We start from the raw sequence: 15,308 nt of genomic DNA on the forward strand, positions 1-15,308 counted from the left end.
CGACCGTCCTCGCCCCGAGGGGGACCCGGTCGCCCGGGATCCGTCAGGACGAGGTCAGATGCTCGCGCCGGACGACTGGTTCCCCGCCTGGATGCCGAGGATCTTGGTCGTCGTGTCTTCCGTCACGGCCTGTTCCTTCGGCGTCCGTGGCGACCGTCGGGTACGCACCTCGACGATCTTCGCGACGCCCGAGAGGATCAGGCAGAGCACGATGTAGATCGAGCCCATCACGATGATCGAGGGGATGATCGGGCTGCCGTAGAGCGCCTGCGAACCGAACTGCTTCGCGAGGTAGAGGAGCTCCTGGTAGGTGATCAGGAAGCCGAGTGCCGTGTCCTTGAGGGCGACGACGAGCTGGGCGATGATGACCGGCAGCATCGCGCGGATCGCCTGCGGGAACAGGATGAGGCGCAGGACCGCGGACTTCCGCAGGCCGATGGCGTAGGCGGCCTCGCCCTGCCCCTTCGGCAACGACTCGATACCCGCTCGGAAGATCTCGGAGAACACCGCGCCGTTGTACAGCGTCAGCGCGATCGCGACCGCGACGAACGGCGTCACGAAGGTGAAGCCGAGGGGCGGCAGCCCGTAGTACATGAGCATCATCAGGATGAGGACCGGGACAGCCCGGAAGAACTCGATGAAGATCGTGAAGGGGACATTGATGACCTTGTGGTCGGAGAGCCGGCCGATCGCCAGCACCAGTCCGAGGACGACGCTGCAGACGGCCGCGACCGCGAACGCGGACAGGGTCGCACCCGTCGCCTGGAGGATCTGCTCCCAGACGCGCGGGAAGGTGAAGAGCTTCCACTTCGAGGCGGTGAACTGTCCGGTCTCGATGAAGCGGAAGACGACGAAGGCGAGGATGCCGGCGACGACGAGCACCGTCGCCACACCGATCCAGCGATAGCGGACGATGGCCTTCGGGCCGGGGGTGTCGAACAGGACGGAGCTCATCGCGCGATCCTCCACTTCTTCTCGAAGGCCCGTTGGGCGAGGGACAGGAGCGACACGAGGGCCACGAAGATGAGGGCCACCCACAGCAGTCCGATGAGGAGCGGCTCGCCGCGCTCGGACAGGTTCGCGCGGATCGCGCCCGCTTCGGCGACGGAGAAGCCGGCGGCGACCGTCGTATTCTTGAGCAGGGCGATGAGCACGCTGAACAGCGGAGGCAGCACGGCACGGAACGCCTGCGGCAGGATGACGAGCGTCATGGTCTGTCCGAACGGCAGCCCGATCGCGCGTGCGGCCTCGGCCTGACCGATCGGCACCGTGTTGACGCCGGACCGCAGGACCTCCGCGACGTAGGTCGCGGTGTAGAGGCTCAACCCGATGATCGCGAGCGTCGTGTAGCTCACTTCGGGGAGCCCGAGCTTCGGGTAGCCGAAGGCGAAGAAGAAGAGGATGAGAGTCAGCGGGGTGTTGCGCACCGTGTTGACGTACACGGTGCCGAAGAGGCGCATCGCCGGGACCGGCGAGACCCGCATGGCACCGACGATGGTGCCGAGGATGAGCGCGAAGAACCCCGACACCACGAAGAGCAGCAGGGTGTTGCGGAAGCCCGTGACGAAGAGGTCGAGGTTGTCGAGCAGGACGTTCATGTCGCGCACGCCTTTCGGGAGGGGGACGCCCGTGGCGGGCGCCTGGGCGGAGTCGACGGGACAGCTCCCCCGGACGGCCGCTGGTCGGCGGCCGCCCGGGGCGCTGCTTAGTAGTCGTCGACCGCCGGCTGGGTCACCTTGGTGCCGGAGGCGCCGAGGGTGGCGTCGTAGATCTTGGTCCAGGTGTCGCCGCCATCGGTGAACATCGTGTTGATGAAGTGGCGGAGGGCGTCGTCACCCTTCGGCAGACCGATGCCGTACAGCTCGGTGCTGAACGGCTCGCCCACGACCTTGAGGTCGTCGGGGAACTGCGCCGCGTACCCGATCAGGATCGCCTGGTCGGTCGTGACCGCGTCGACCTTGCCGTCGTTCAGGGCCTCGACACACTGCGAGTAGGTGTCGAACTCCTCCGTCTTGGTGTCGGGGAAGTTGTCCTTGATGTTCTGGATGGGCGTGGAGCCCGTCGCCGAACACACGGTCTTGCCGGCGAGGTCGTCCTCGCCCTTGATGTCGTCGTTGTCCGCGGCGACGAGCAGGCCCTGGCCGGTCTCGAAGTACGGTCCGGCGAAGTCGATCTGCTCCTTGCGCTTGTCGGTGATCGAGTAGGTGCCGACGTAGTAGTCGATGTCACCGTTCACGATGGCCGACTCGCGGTTGGCGCTCGGGATCGCCTTGAACTCGATCTTGTCGGCGTCGAAGCCGAGCGACGCGGCGATCCAGGTGGCCATCTCGACGTCGAAGCCGGAACGCTCGCCGGTGGCGGCGTCGAGGTAACCGAGACCGGGCTGGTCCTCCTTGACGCCGATGCGGACCTTGTCGGCCTTCACCATCGCGTCGTACGTGGGGCTGCCCTCGAGCTGGACGTCGGAGGCGACCTCGAAGAGTGCGCCGCCGTCGGACGCGCCGTCGGTCGATCCGGTGCCGGCGTCGCCGCCGCTGCACCCGCTGAGCGCGAGCGCTGCTGCAGCGACTCCCGCGGTGATGAACATGAGCCTCTTGCGCATGTTTTCCTTCCTTCCTTGGTGCCCGGGACGGGCCGATCGGTTGGTCAGTTCCGGGTCGCCGCGCGGGTCGCGCGATCCGGAGTCGGATGGGTCAGTGGGTGAGGAGCTTCGACAGGAAGTCCTTCGCCCGCTCGGACTGCGGGTTCGTGAAGAACGACTCGGGGTCGGTGTCCTCGAGGATCTCGCCGTCGGCCATGAAGACGACGCGGTCGGCGGCCTTCCTGGCGAAGCCCATCTCGTGGGTGACGACGATCATGGTCATGCCCTCGCTGGCGAGCTGCACCATGACGTCGAGGACCTCGTTGATCATCTCGGGGTCGAGGGCCGAGGTCGGCTCGTCGAACAGCATGACCTTCGGCTTCATCGCGAGGGCGCGGGCGATCGCGACGCGCTGCTGCTGCCCGCCGGACAACTGTGCCGGCAGCTTGTCGGCCTGCACGCCGATGCCGACGCGCTCGAGCAGCACCTTCGCCGCATCGTCGGCGTCGCGCTTCTTCTGCTTGCGTACCTTGATCGGGCCGAGCGTGACGTTCTCGCGGATCGTCTTGTGCGCGAACAGGTTGAACGACTGGAACACCATGCCGACGTCGGCGCGCAGCTCGGCGAGCTGTTTGCCCTCCTCCGGCAGTTTCTTGCCGTCGATCCGGATCTCGCCCGAGCTGATCGTCTCGAGCCGGTTGATCGTCCGGCAGAGCGTCGACTTGCCGGACCCGGACGGTCCGATCACGACGACGACCTCACCCTTGTTGACGGTGAGGTTGATGTCCTTCAGGGCGTGGAACTCGCCGTAGTGCTTCTCGACGTTCTCCATGACGACGAGGGGCTCGCCGCGCCCTGCCTGGATCGGGTTGCTCGTGGTCTCGTATGCGCCGGCGGCACCATGCGAGGCTGCTGCATCGGGTTCCGTCGGGCCGGAGTTCGGGGACACTGTTGGCTCCATGTAACCCAAACTAGGTGACCGTGTGTTTCGTGCGCATGACGGAAGCGCTACGGTTACCGTTTCGTAACCTCGACAGACGATGCCTCAGGTGCTCAGGCGTGCTGCGCGAACGCGCTCTCGAAGACGCACACCGAAGCCGCCGTGGCCAGGTTCATGCTCTCGGCACGGCCGTAGATCGGTACCGTAACCGCACGGTCGACGAGCTCGAGGTGCTCGTCGGTGAGTCCCCTGGCCTCGTTGCCGAACACCCATGCCGTCGGCCGCGCGAGCACGCCTTCCGACCGGGCCACGAGGAGGTCCTCGCCCTTGATGTCGGCCGCGAGCGTCTGCAGTCCTGCTGCACGGGCTCGTTCCAGCACGGCGGGCAGCTCGACACCGACCGCGACGGGCAGGTGGAAGAGCGAGCCGGTCGTGGAGCGCACGACCTTCGGGTTGTAGAGGTCGACGGTCCGTCCGCTCAGGACGACGGCGTCCGCGCCGGCGGCGTCGGCGGCTCGGATGATCGTCCCGAGGTTGCCCGGATCGCGGACCTCCTCCAGGATGACGACGAGCTGCGGCTCTCCGGCGAAGATGTCCTTGATCGAGGTCGGGAACTGCTGCGCGACCGCGATGAACCCCTGCGGGGTGACGGTGTCGGCCATCGACTCGAGGACCTGCTCGGTGACGAACTCGATCTCGAGTCCCGCATCGGTGGCCGCGGCCCCGATGTCGGTGTAGCGCTCGAGGGCGGTCGGCGTCGCGTACAGCTCGAGGATCAGGTCGGGCCGGAACTGCAGGGCCTCCGAGACCGCCTGTGGTCCTTCGAGGAGGAACAGGCCGGTCTCCTGTCTCGCCGGACGCTTGGCGAGTTTGGCGACGGATCGGACGCGCGGTGACCGCGGATTGTCAAGCACGCACCCATCCTATGGGTCGCGCTCCGGACAGACGAAACGGCCCGATCCCTGGTGGGAGCGGGCCGTTCGAACACATCGTCCGGGCGGACGCAGGGCTTCCGACTACGCGGAGACCTTGGGCGCCGAGGTGTCGGCGGGCAGCGCGGCCTTGGCCGACGCGACGAGGGCCGCGAAGGTGGCGGGCTCGTGCACCGCGAGGTCCGCGAGGATACGGCGGTCGACCTCGATCCCGGCGAGGCCGAGACCCTGGATGAAGCGGTTGTACGTCATGCCGTTGGCACGCGAAGCCGCGTTGATGCGCTGGATCCAGAGGCGACGGAAGTCACCCTTGCGCGCACGACGGTCGCGGTACGAGTAGACGAGGGAGTGAGTGACCTGCTCCTTGGCCTTGCGGTACAGACGCGAACGCTGACCGCGGTAACCGGCGGCGCGCTCGAGGATGACGCGACGCTTCTTGTGAGCGTTGACCGCCCTTTTGACTCTTGCCATGTTCCTAGTTCCTTACGGGTAAACGGTCTAGCGACCGAGCAGCTTCTTCATGACCTTGGCGTCGGCGGGCGCCAGCACCTGGTCCTGGTTCAGGCGACGGGTGCGACGGCTGGACTTGCTCTCCAGGTTGTGTCGCATACCGGCCTGCTGCTTCATCAGCTTGCCGCTGCCGGTGACCTTGAATCGCTTCTTGGCCCCGGAGTGGGTCTTCTGCTTCGGCATGGGATTCCTCGTTTCTTATCGGTTCTCGTCGGCGGATGACTCCGCCGGAGCAGCCTCGTCGGCGTCGTCGGCGTCAGCCGGACGTGCCTTGGATGCCGCACGTTGTGCGTTGGCTTCGGCTTTCGCCTCGGACTTGTTCTTGAGTGGACCGACGACCATCACCATGTTGCGACCGTCGACCATGGGGGTGGACTCGACGGTGCCCCACTCGGACACGTCCTCGGCGAACTTCTGGAGCAGGCGGACGCCCTGCTCTGGGCGGGACTGCTCGCGGCCTCGGAACTGGATCATGGCTTTCACCTTGTCACCGGCCTTGAGGAAGCCCTCGGCGCGCTTGCGCTTGGTCTCGTAGTCGTGCTGGTCGATCTTGAGGCGGAACCGGACCTCTTTGAGGATCGTGTTCGCCTGGTTGCGCCGGGCCTCTTTGGCCTTCTGCGCAGCCTCGTACTTGAACTTGCCGTAGTCCATGATCTTCGCAACGGGCGGCTTGGAGTTGGGTGCGACCTCGACGAGGTCGAGATCCGCTTCCTGCGCGAGGCGAAGGGCGACCTCGATTTTGACGACGCCGACCTGTTCTCCGCCGGGACCGACGAGTCGGACCTCCGGGACGCGGATACGGTCATTGGTACGGGGATCGCTGATGCGGAGCTCCTCTGACTGGGTGGGATGCCACGCGACCAGGTCCGATACCTGCGACGCGACGAAATCGGTTCACCACACACCCGTACCCTCCGCCGGTGTTCAGAACACCTGTCGGAAGGCACCACACCCTACTACCCGAAGCGGTGAAGCGACAGGCGGAGCGTGACAACCCGGTAACCTTATGAAGCGGTCAAGCGCGGGTGGGAGAATCTCCTCTTTCGTACCGAGACATGTCTCGGAGCACCGCACGAGTCTAACAGAGGATCCACGTGAACAACACCACCAGCCCGTACGACCACGACGACGAGTCGGGAGGGGCCGATCAGGCCACCCGGGACATCGCCGACGTCCCCGCCGTCGAGGTCATCACCACCGCCGCGGTGCACCTCATGAGCGCTGCAGCGGTCAAGTGCGGCCTCGCGGACGCCCCCGACGCCCAGACGGACCTCGACGAAGCGCGCAAGCTCATCAACGCCCTCGCCGGGCTCATCACCGCGGGTGCCCCGGAGATCAGCGACATGCACGCCCGCTCGCTGCGCGACGGCCTGCGGTCCCTGCAGCTCGCCTTCCGGGAGGCGTCCACCATCCAGGATCCCATCGGCAAGGGTCCCGGCGAGAAGTGGACCGGCCCGGTCACCTGATCGCAGCGCGGCGCTCCGCCTCGCCGATCAGTCGGCGGGGCGGAGCGACACCGCGAGGGAGTCGACGCGCGTCGCGATGACCTCGTCCGCGGCCCAGCGCTGAGCGAGCCGCGCGAGCACCGCATCGAGCTCCTGCTGGGTCAGTCCCTGCAGCAGGCCGAGCTCGACCACGAGCTCGGATCCGGCGAGCTTCGCCTCCGGGTCTCCGGCTCGCAGTCGCACACTCACGACCGCGAGCTCCTGCTCGATCGATCGCTCGAACGCGCCGCGCACCAGCGGGTCCGCGAAGCTGGGCGTCCACGGCTGCGACTGCGCGATCGCCCACAGCGCGGGGCGGCGTACGGCGAACTCGGTGCTCGACGTCGGATCGAGGACCACCACGTCCGTCTGCTCACTCGCGGCCGCCAGGGCGACCCGGACGCCGTCGGCCGGGATCGGCCTCGCCGTCGGGTTCCACGCGGACATCGCCTGCACCGAGCTGAACACCGGGAGCACGGTGCGGCCGTCCGGCCCCGTCACGGTCACGATGGACAGCTCCTGCGACTTGTCGACCAGTTGGCCGTACTCGTTCTCGCCGGCCTCACCGAGGTGAGCCACGAGCGGGATGAGCAGGCGGGAGTCCCGGAACGCGTCGACGACCTCCGCCTCCCCGACCTCGCCGGTCCGGAAGCGTCGGAGGGACTCGATCAGCCGCTCGGGCGCACTGCCGTCGTCACCGGAACTCGCGTTCGGCTGGAAGCTCCGACCGGCCCAGGGCTGGCCCGCCGAATCGGCGCCACCCACCGCACGGTGGGCATGCCCGCCCGACGGACCGTGCCGGTCGGGCTCGGAGGATTCGTCAGCGGCCCGAGACATCCAGCGCCTCGGCCAGGGTGAACGCGCCGTTGTAGAGCGCCTTCCCGATGATGGCCCCTTCCAGCCCCAGGGGGACCAGCTCGCGCAGCGCGACCAGGTCGTCCAGGCTCGAGATGCCGCCGGAGGCCACCACCGGCCGCTCCGTGCGCTCGAGCACCTGTCGGAGCAGCTCGATGTTCGGCCCCTGCATCGTGCCGTCCTTCGTGACGTCCGTCACGACGTAGCGTGCGCAGCCCGCCTCCTCGAGGCGGTCGAGGACGGTCCACAGGTCACCGGCGTCCTGGGTCCACCCGCGAGCGGCGAGCGTCGTGCCACGGACGTCGAGGCCGACCGCGATCGCCTCGCCGTACTGGGCGATGACGCTCGCGGCCCACTCGGGGTTCTCGAGCGCCGCGGTCCCGAGGTTGACGCGTGCGACGCCTGTCTCGAGCGCCTGCTCGAGGGAGGCGTCGTCGCGGATGCCGCCCGACAGCTCGATGTTGACACCGCGCGCCTTCGAGATGACCTTGCGGATGATCGACCGGTTGTCGCCACGGCCGAACGCGGCGTCGAGGTCGACGAGGTGGATCCACTCCGCCCCCTGACGAGCCCAGTCCAGGGCCGCGTCGACGGGCTCACCGTAGTTCGTCTCCGAACCGGCCTCGCCGCGCGTCAACCGGACCGCCTTGCCGTCCACGATGTCGATCGCGGGGAGCAGCGTCAGTCCGGCCGTCGTGTTGAACTCGTTCATGATCCACCGTCTCTTCGGGAGCTGCGAGCCCCTCGGTTCCCGGCGCACAGCATGCCTCGTGGCACAAGCACCTGATCCTAGTCGGCTACAGGGTGCCGAGCCAGTTGGACAGCAGGCGGATACCGGCGTCGCCCGACTTCTCCGGGTGGAACTGCGTCGCCGACAGCGGACCGTTCTCGACGGCCGCGAGGAACGGCACCCCGTGGGTCGCCCAGGTGAGGCGCGGCTCGGGGAACGGCGGCATGACTTCGAGGGTCCACTGCTGAGCGGCATAGGAGTGGACGAAGTAGAAGCGTTCGTCGGCGAGTCCGTCGAAGAGCACGGACCCCGCGTCCGGCGACACCGTGTTCCATCCCATGTGCGGCAGGACGGGCGCCTCGAGTTCTGTGACCGCTCCCGGCCACTCCCCCAGGCCGTCGGCCTCGGACCCACGCTCCAAGCCGCGCTCGAACATGACCTGCATCCCCACGCAGATGCCGAGGACCGGACGGCCTCCCGCGAGACGGCGGTCGATGACCTCGTCGCCGTGCGAGACACGGAGGGCGCCGATCACCGCGTCGAAGGCACCGACCCCTGGCACCACGAGTCCGTCGGCGGCCTGGGCGGCCTGGCGGTCACCCGTCAGTACGACGTCGGCGCCGGCGAGCTCGAGGGCCTTGACGGCGGAGTGCACGTTGCCGGAGCCGTAGTCGAGGACGACCACCGACGGGCGTGCGCTCACAGCGCGCCCTTGGTCGACGGGATGCCCTGGACCAGGGGGTCGAACGCCTTCGCCTGTCGGAAGGCCCGCGCGAACGCCTTGAACTCCGCTTCGGCGATGTGGTGCGGATCGCGACCGCCGAGGACGTTCACGTGCACGGTGAGGCCCGCGTTGAAGGTGAGCGCCTCGAAGACGTGACGCACCATCGAACCCGTGAAATGCCCGCCGATGAGGTGGAACTCGAATCCGGCCGGCTCCCCGCCGTGCACGAGGTACGGACGGCCGGAGATGTCGACGACGGCCTGCACGAGCGCCTCGTCGAGCGGGACCAGCGCGTCGCCGTACCGCGAGATGCCGGCCTTGTCGCCGAGCGCCTGACGGATCGCCTGACCCAGGACGATACCGACGTCCTCGACCGTGTGGTGGACGTCGATGTCGACATCGCCCGTCGCCCGGACGGTCAGGTCGGTCAGCGAGTGCTTCGCGAAGGCCGTGAGCAGGTGGTTGTAGAACGGGACGGAGGTCTCGATGCTGCTCGTGCCGGTGCCGTCGAGGTCCAGTTCCAGCTCGATGCTGGACTCGCTCGTCGCGCGCTGGATCCGGGCCGTGCGCTGCTGGGTGGTCATGGGATCCAGTGTAACGAGCGCACCGACGCTGCACGCCGTGTGTCGACGGGTGGGCATCGTCGCGTCATGCGGCTGCACCAGGCCGTGCCGACGCCTATCGTTGAGAGGTCATGACTTCCACACCCAGCATCGACCCGGCCGTTCTACTCGACGCGACGGAGATCGCCGCTCTCCGTGAACGGTTCCCGATCCTCGCCCGGGAGATGAACGGACACCCGCTCGTCTATCTGGACTCCGGAGCCACTTCGCAACGCCCGATCGAGGTCATCGACGCGGAGCGTGACTACGCGACGCACCAGAACGCAGCCGTCCACCGTGGCGCCCACCTCCTCGCCGCCGAGGCGACGGAGCTCTTCGAGGACGCTCGCGCCACGGTCGCCGCGTTCATCGGTGCCGACGAGCGGGAACTCGTCTGGACCTCCGGTGCGACCGCAGCCCTCAACCTCATCGCCGGGGCCATCGGGAACGCGAGCGCCGGTCTCGGCGGTGCTGCCGCCGAACGGTTCCGACTCGGTCCAGGCGATGAGATCGTCGTCACGGAACTCGAACACCACGCGAACCTCATCCCCTGGCAGCAACTCGCCGCACGCACCGGTGCAACCCTCCGTCACCTCCCGGTCGACGACCGCGGCGTGCTGCGCTTGGACGCCGCAGACGACGTCATCGGCGAACGCACGCGCATCATCGCTTTCGCACACGTGTCCAACGTCACCGGGGCGATCGCGCCGGTCTCCGAACTCGTCGCCCTCGCCGAACGCGTCGGCGCGCTGACCGTGCTCGACGCCTGCCAGTCCGTGCCGCACCTGCCCGTCGACGTCGCGTCCCTCGGCGTCGACTTCCTCGTGTTCTCCGGTCACAAGATGCTCGGTCCGAACGGCATCGGGGCCCTGTGGGGTCGCCGCCGGCTGCTCGACGCCCTTCCCCCCTTCCTCACCGGGGGGTCGATGATCACGACCGTCACGCTCGACGGCGCGGAGTTCCTGCCCGCCCCGCAACGGTTCGAGGCCGGGACCCAGCCGGTGTCGCAGGCGATCGCCCTCGCGAGCGCCGTCCGATTCCTGCAAGCGGTCGGCATGGACCGTGTCCACGCCACCGAGGCGGCCTACGGACAGCGACTCGCGGCCGGACTCGCCGCCATCCCCGGCGTCACGCTCATCGGCCCGCCGCCCGGGACGCCTCGCGCCGGGCTGGCGAGCTTCGACCTCGCCGGTGTACACGCCCACGACGTGGGTCAGTTCTTCGACGACCGGGGCATCGCGGTCCGCGTCGGTCACCACTGCGCGCAACCGCTCCACCGCCGGTTGGGCCTCACCGCGTCCACCCGCGCCAGCAGCTACCTCTACACGACGGAGGCCGAGATCGACGCCTTCCTCGAGGCGGCCACCCTCGTCGGTCCGTTCTTCGGGGTGTCCCGATGAGCGGCCTGGAGAGCCTCTACCAGGAGCTCATCCTCGACCACGCCCGCCAGCGCCACGGCTTCGGGTTGCGGGACGCGCCCGCCGCCGAGTCGCACCAGCTCAACCCCACCTGCGGCGACGAGGTCACCCTGCAGCTCCATCCCGGGCCCGACGGTCGTCTCGCACCGATCGCCTGGGAGGGACACGGCTGCTCGATCTCGCAGGCGTCGAGCTCCTGCTTGAGCGACCTCGCGGCAGGCCTCACACCGTCCGAGCTCCAGGCCCTGGTCGACGAGTTCCGGACGGTCATCCGCTCGCGGGGCACGCTCGAGTTCGACGAGGAACGGTTCGGAGACGCCGCGGCGTTCAGTGGCGTCTCGCGCTACATCGCCCGCGTGAAGTGCGCCATGCTCCCCTGGGTCGCCGCCGAGGAGGCCATCACCCGCTTGCCGTGAGCAGGCGCCCCGCCTCCGCCAGGCCGAGGCCTGTTCAGGCGGGACTGATCGCCGCCAGGGCCTCGAGGAACGCGGTCGTCTCCGCTTCGGTGCCCGCGGTCACCCGCAGGTGGTTCGGGATGCCGACGTCACGGATGAGGATCCCGCGCGCGAAGAGCGCCTCGAAGGCCGCGTGCGGATCGGCGACACCGCCGAACAGGACGAAGTTGGATCCGCTCCGCTTCGGGTCGTAGCCGAGACGCCCGAGCTCGACCACGAGACGATCACGCTGGGTCCGGATGTCGTCGACCATCGCCAGCATCTCGTCGGCGTGCCGGAGCGCGGCGGTCGCGGCCGCCTGCGTCAGGGCGCTCAGGTGGTACGGGAGCCGGACGAGTCTCAGTGCGTCGACGACCGCGGGGTCGGCGGCGAGGTACCCGAGGCGGACCCCGGCGAAGGCGAAGGCCTTGCTCATCGTCCTGGAGACGATCAGGCGCGGACGCCCCTCCAACAGCGTGAGCGCGCTCGCCTCGTCGTCCGGTGCGAACTCCGCATACGCTTCGTCGACGATCACCATGCCCCGCGACGCCTCGTACACCGCGGTGATGGTCTCGAGCGACAACGGTGTTCCGGTGGGGTTGTTGGGCGAGCAGAGGAACACGAGGTCGGGATCCGCCTCGGCCACCTGGCGCGCGGCGGTCTCGGGTGAGAGCTCGAACTCGGCGTCGCGCGTCGCGGGGATCCACCTGGTGCCGACGCCGGCGGCCAGGAGCGGATACATCGAGTACGTCGGCGTGAACCCGAGAAGTGATCGCCCGGGACCGCCGAACGCCTGCAGGATGTGCTGCAGCACTTCGTTCGACCCGTTCCCCGCCCAGATCTGCCCCGGGGTCACCCCGTGACCCAGGTATCCCGCCAGCGCCTCCCTGAGTTCCGTGAACTCACGATCGGGGTATCGGTTCACCGTGAGGACCGCCGAGGCGAGGGATGCGACGATGTCGTGCGCGACCGCTTCAGGGATCGGGTGCGTGTTCTCGTTGACATTGAGCGCCACCGGCACCAGGGCCTGGGGAGCGCCGTACGGGCGCTGTCCTCGGAGGTCGTCGCGGATGGGGAGGTCGTCGAGAGCGGTCACTCCACAATGCTAGCCACTCCGACCGGCGCGCTCACTCCGCCTGACGCTCCCGACGAAGGACCTCGTGCCGGGGGCTCGCCGGGTTCAACAGCGAGTGGCGTCGCCCGTAGGCGAAGTACACGATGAGACCGATCACGAGCCAGACGCCGAACCGCAGCCAGGTCTCCCAGTGCAACTGCAGGATCAGGAAGCCGGACGCCAGGACGCCGAACGCCGGAACGAACGGCATCAACGGCAACCGGAAGGAGCGGGGCTCGTCCGGCTTCGTGTACCGGAACACGATCACGGACACGCAGACCACGATGAAGGCGGCCAGGATGCCGATGTTCGTGAGGTCGGCGACCTGCTTGATCGGGAACACGCCGGCGAAGACGGCGGCCGCGCCGCCGGCGATCCAGGTCACCCGCTGCGGCACGCCTCGCCGGTCCGTGCGCGAGAACCACCGCGGAAGGAGACCGTCGCGACTCATCGAGAACCAGACGCGGGTGACGCCCAACAGGAACGTCAACATCACGGTGAGGATCGACAGGACGGCGAACACGGAGATGATCGTCGCCACCACGGGCAGCCCGACGCTCTGGAACGCCGATGCGAACCCGGCCGTGGGGTCGATGTCGGTGTAGTTCTGCATGCCGGTCAGCACGAGGGTGGCCGCGACGTACAGGAGCATCGCGATGATGAGGGAGAGGATGATCGCCTTCGGCATGTGCTTCTTGCCGTCCTTCGCCTCCTCGGCCGCCGTACTCATCGCGTCGTATCCGAAGACCGCGAAGAAGACCGTCGCGGCACCGGCGAACACCGGCCCGAACCCGCTGGGGAGGAACGGATCGTAGTTCTCCGCGTCGATGTAGAAGACACCGAGGCCGATGATGAACAGGATGAGCAGGACCTTGATCCCGACCGCGACGAGCTCGAATCGACCGAAGGCTTTCGTCCCGCGACTTAGGATGAAGGTCACGAGGAGACAGACGAAGATGGCGGGGAGATTGACGAGGCCACCCTTCCCCTCGTCCGCGGTGGAGGTCATCCAGGCCGGCATGTGGATTCCGATGCCGGACAGGAAGGCGTCGAAGTAGCCGGAGATCCCGATCGCGACCACCGCGACGATCGCGATGTACTCGAGCAACAGGTCCCAGCCGATGAACCACCCGATGATCTCGCCGAGCGCCACATACCCGTAGGTGTAGGCGGACCCGGCCCTCGGGATCATGCCGGCGAACTCCGCGTACGACAACGCTGCGGCCGCGGAGGCGAGACCCGCGATCAGGAACGAGAAGAGGACTGCCGGCCCGACAGCGGGCGAGGTCTCGCTCCCATGAGCGACGAGTCCGGCAAGTGAGAAGATCCCCACGCCGATGATGCCACCGACCCCGATGGCCGTGAGTTGCCAGAGCCCGAGGCTCTTGAACAGCTTCGAACCGGAGGTCTCATCCTCGATCTCCGCGATCGGCTTCTTCCGGAGCAGCGAGCGGCTCCGATCGTCTGTACTCATGCTTGCCTCCGACGATGCTGCGGGCGTCGTTGCACCGCGCCATCTACGATAGCTGAGAACCAGCGCGGAGTGACCCGCCGATTGTCGGCCTACTCGGCCGCGTACCGCTGCGGGATCGCCAGGCGCTGCCCGGGCTCGACACCGGCGGTGCTCAGCTGATTGAGGTTCATGATCTCGGCGATGACGTCGCGCGGGTCGGCGTCGGGTGCGATGGACTCGGCCAGCTGCCAGAGCGACTCGCCCGGGTCGACCGTGATGTACGTGAACGTGGCGCCCGCCGCCGCCGTGTTGGCCGCGGCCCCGCCTGCGGAGAGCCCGACGACCGCGACGCCGATGACCAGCGGGATGGCGGCGAGCGTGGTGAAGACGACGCGACCGCGCTTCGTCAGGCGGAGTCGGCGTGTGGACGGTGCGTCCGACGTCGGTGCCTGCGCCGTCCGTGCGGGAAGCGCCCGGTGGGACCCGATCAGTGCTGCGCTCATGTCAACCCTCCAAGAGTGTGCTCATCGTGTGATGAGGACTCGTACCCGACACTCGACCAGGAGTGCCGGATACGAACCTGTGTTCCGAATATATCTTCGATTGTTCGAATACTCAACCCTGTCTTCGTACCTGAGACGCGCGGGATCGGCGACACGCTCGAACAGATGTTTGTCTGGACGAGCTGGTGCGGATACAGTTTCGAGTGTTGGAAGCAGTACACCACCACCCACCGACATCGGTCACCGACAGCCGATCAGGGCAGGAGCGAAGATGGCAGCGAACACGGCGGGCGACGGAGCCCGGGAGCGCCAGATCGGCGGCACCCGGCGACGGAAGAGCCTGAGCGACAAGCAGCTGGCGATCCTCGACGTCATCCAGCGCTCGGTCTCGCAGCGCGGATATCCGCCGAGCATGCGCGAGATCGGCGACGCCGTCGGGCTCGCCTCCCTGTCGAGTGTCACGCACCAACTCGGACAGCTCGAACTCAGCGGATACCTCCGACGCGATCCCAACCGTCCCCGCGCCATCGAGGTGCTCATCGACCTGCCGAGCGCCGTCGAGGGCAGCGACCCCGACTCCGCTCCCCCGGTCGGCGACGCCGCCATGGTCCCGCTCGTCGGTCGCATCGCCGCAGGCATCCCGATCACGGCCGAGCAGCAGGTCGAGGAGATCTTCCCCCTGCCGCGTCAGCTGGTCGGCAAGGGCAGTCTGTTCATGCTGAAGGTCGTCGGCGACTCGATGGTCGACGCCGCGATCTGCGACGGCGACTGGGTCGTCATCCGCGAGCAGAAGACCGCCGAGAACGGCGAGATCGTCGCGGCCATGCTCGACGAGGAGGCGACCGTGAAGGTGTTCCGCCAGCGCGACGGTCACACCTGGCTGCTCCCCCGGAACTCGGCCTTCGAACCGATCCTCGGCGACCACGCCGAGGTCCTCGGCAAGGTCGTCGCCGTGCTCCGGACGGTCTGACCGCCCGGACCACTCCGCGACACCGATGAGGGCCGGGACGATCCATGGATCGTCCCGG

19 protein-coding genes are annotated in these 15,308 nt (G+C 68.1%); 4 read left to right on the forward strand and 15 right to left on the reverse strand.

Features of this window, described 5'->3' with window-relative positions; genetic code table 11:
- Window positions 1-54: 54 nt before the first annotated feature.
- The 8 genes from CCK91_RS09585 to infC form a co-directional block, all read right to left on the reverse strand.
- The gene (locus tag CCK91_RS09585; RefSeq protein WP_086473860.1) at window positions 55-954 is read right to left on the reverse strand and encodes an amino acid ABC transporter permease; all 900 of its coding nucleotides are present in this window, start codon (window positions 952-954) and stop codon (window positions 55-57) included.
- On the reverse strand, window positions 951-1,598 hold the full coding sequence (locus CCK91_RS09590; protein WP_079707378.1) for an amino acid ABC transporter permease: 648 nt from the start codon (window positions 1,596-1,598) through the stop codon (window positions 951-953). Before CCK91_RS09590 ends, CCK91_RS09585 begins: the two co-directional genes overlap by 4 nt.
- Window positions 1,599-1,705: 107 nt before the next feature.
- On the reverse strand, window positions 1,706-2,602 hold the full coding sequence (locus tag CCK91_RS09595) for a glutamate ABC transporter substrate-binding protein (protein WP_079707066.1): 897 nt from the start codon (window positions 2,600-2,602) through the stop codon (window positions 1,706-1,708).
- 91 nt (window positions 2,603-2,693) lie between these two features.
- Window positions 2,694-3,413 (reverse strand): amino acid ABC transporter ATP-binding protein, encoded by a 720-nt coding sequence (locus CCK91_RS09600; RefSeq protein WP_079707380.1) that lies wholly within the window; start codon window positions 3,411-3,413, stop codon window positions 2,694-2,696.
- A gap of 221 nt (window positions 3,414-3,634) precedes the next feature.
- Window positions 3,635-4,435: a TrmH family RNA methyltransferase gene (locus CCK91_RS09605; RefSeq protein ID WP_085512981.1), complete on the reverse strand. Its 801-nt coding sequence runs from the start codon at window positions 4,433-4,435 to the stop codon at window positions 3,635-3,637.
- 102 nt (window positions 4,436-4,537) lie between these two features.
- Complete coding sequence (rplT, locus tag CCK91_RS09610; RefSeq protein ID WP_064294422.1) at window positions 4,538-4,924, reverse strand: 50S ribosomal protein L20; 387 nt, start codon at window positions 4,922-4,924, stop codon at window positions 4,538-4,540.
- A gap of 27 nt (window positions 4,925-4,951) precedes the next feature.
- Window positions 4,952-5,146 carry a 50S ribosomal protein L35 gene (rpmI, locus tag CCK91_RS09615; protein ID WP_056012069.1) on the reverse strand — a complete coding sequence of 65 codons (195 nt, stop codon included), beginning with the start codon at window positions 5,144-5,146 and terminating at the stop codon, window positions 4,952-4,954.
- A 15-nt stretch (window positions 5,147-5,161) separates the two neighbouring features.
- On the reverse strand, window positions 5,162-5,788 hold the full coding sequence (infC, locus tag CCK91_RS09620; RefSeq protein ID WP_119863551.1) for a translation initiation factor IF-3: 627 nt from the start codon (window positions 5,786-5,788) through the stop codon (window positions 5,162-5,164).
- 269 nt (window positions 5,789-6,057) lie between these two features.
- Here infC and CCK91_RS09625 point away from each other — a divergent pair, with 269 nt between their 5' ends.
- Entirely contained in the window at window positions 6,058-6,429 is a 372-nt protein-coding gene (locus tag CCK91_RS09625) for a DUF1844 domain-containing protein (protein WP_056012072.1), read from the forward strand.
- A gap of 27 nt (window positions 6,430-6,456) precedes the next feature.
- Here CCK91_RS09625 and CCK91_RS09630 read toward each other — a convergent pair whose 3' ends face one another.
- The 4 genes from CCK91_RS09630 to hisB form a co-directional block, all read right to left on the reverse strand.
- Entirely contained in the window at window positions 6,457-7,284 is an 828-nt protein-coding gene (locus CCK91_RS09630; RefSeq protein WP_086473862.1) for an SseB family protein, read from the reverse strand.
- Window positions 7,268-8,014, reverse strand: coding sequence for a bifunctional 1-(5-phosphoribosyl)-5-((5-phosphoribosylamino)methylideneamino)imidazole-4-carboxamide isomerase/phosphoribosylanthranilate isomerase PriA (priA, locus tag CCK91_RS09635; protein ID WP_079707068.1), 747 nt, complete (start codon window positions 8,012-8,014; stop codon window positions 7,268-7,270). Before priA ends, CCK91_RS09630 begins: the two co-directional genes overlap by 17 nt.
- Before the next feature lie 85 nt (window positions 8,015-8,099).
- A complete protein-coding gene (gene hisH, locus CCK91_RS09640) occupies window positions 8,100-8,735 on the reverse strand; it encodes an imidazole glycerol phosphate synthase subunit HisH (protein ID WP_086473863.1) in 636 nt (211 codons plus the stop codon).
- Window positions 8,732-9,340 carry an imidazoleglycerol-phosphate dehydratase HisB gene (gene hisB, locus CCK91_RS09645; RefSeq protein ID WP_086473864.1) on the reverse strand — a complete coding sequence of 203 codons (609 nt, stop codon included), beginning with the start codon at window positions 9,338-9,340 and terminating at the stop codon, window positions 8,732-8,734. The genes hisH and hisB overlap by 4 nt, the downstream gene beginning before the upstream one ends.
- Before the next feature lie 110 nt (window positions 9,341-9,450).
- Between hisB and CCK91_RS09650 the strand changes: the two genes are divergently transcribed.
- Both CCK91_RS09650 and sufU read left to right on the forward strand, forming a co-directional pair.
- Window positions 9,451-10,758 (forward strand): SufS family cysteine desulfurase, encoded by a 1,308-nt coding sequence (locus tag CCK91_RS09650; protein WP_086473865.1) that lies wholly within the window; start codon window positions 9,451-9,453, stop codon window positions 10,756-10,758.
- A complete protein-coding gene (gene sufU, locus CCK91_RS09655) occupies window positions 10,755-11,192 on the forward strand; it encodes a Fe-S cluster assembly sulfur transfer protein SufU (protein WP_086473866.1) in 438 nt (145 codons plus the stop codon). Before CCK91_RS09650 ends, sufU begins: the two co-directional genes overlap by 4 nt.
- 34 nt (window positions 11,193-11,226) lie before the next feature.
- Here sufU and CCK91_RS09660 read toward each other — a convergent pair whose 3' ends face one another.
- The 3 genes from CCK91_RS09660 to CCK91_RS09670 all read right to left on the reverse strand — a co-directional run bounded on the left by CCK91_RS09660 (window position 11,227) and on the right by CCK91_RS09670 (window position 14,280).
- Window positions 11,227-12,306: a histidinol-phosphate transaminase gene (locus tag CCK91_RS09660; protein WP_086473867.1), complete on the reverse strand. Its 1,080-nt coding sequence runs from the start codon at window positions 12,304-12,306 to the stop codon at window positions 11,227-11,229.
- Between the two features lie 31 nt (window positions 12,307-12,337).
- Window positions 12,338-13,798: an amino acid permease gene (locus tag CCK91_RS09665; protein WP_086473868.1), complete on the reverse strand. Its 1,461-nt coding sequence runs from the start codon at window positions 13,796-13,798 to the stop codon at window positions 12,338-12,340.
- Between the two features lie 89 nt (window positions 13,799-13,887).
- The gene (locus CCK91_RS09670; RefSeq protein ID WP_083397438.1) at window positions 13,888-14,280 is read right to left on the reverse strand and encodes a LysM peptidoglycan-binding domain-containing protein; all 393 of its coding nucleotides are present in this window, start codon (window positions 14,278-14,280) and stop codon (window positions 13,888-13,890) included.
- A gap of 271 nt (window positions 14,281-14,551) precedes the next feature.
- On the opposite strand from CCK91_RS09670, the gene lexA reads away from it, so the two are divergent.
- Window positions 14,552-15,250 carry a transcriptional repressor LexA gene (gene lexA, locus CCK91_RS09675; RefSeq protein WP_071262299.1) on the forward strand — a complete coding sequence of 233 codons (699 nt, stop codon included), beginning with the start codon at window positions 14,552-14,554 and terminating at the stop codon, window positions 15,248-15,250.
- Window positions 15,251-15,308: the final 58 nt, after the last annotated feature.

Origin of the sequence: Plantibacter elymi (nom. nud.), from assembly GCF_900177795.1 — a bacterium.
In the GTDB taxonomy this organism is placed as follows: domain Bacteria; phylum Actinomycetota; class Actinomycetes; order Actinomycetales; family Microbacteriaceae; genus Plantibacter; species Plantibacter elymi.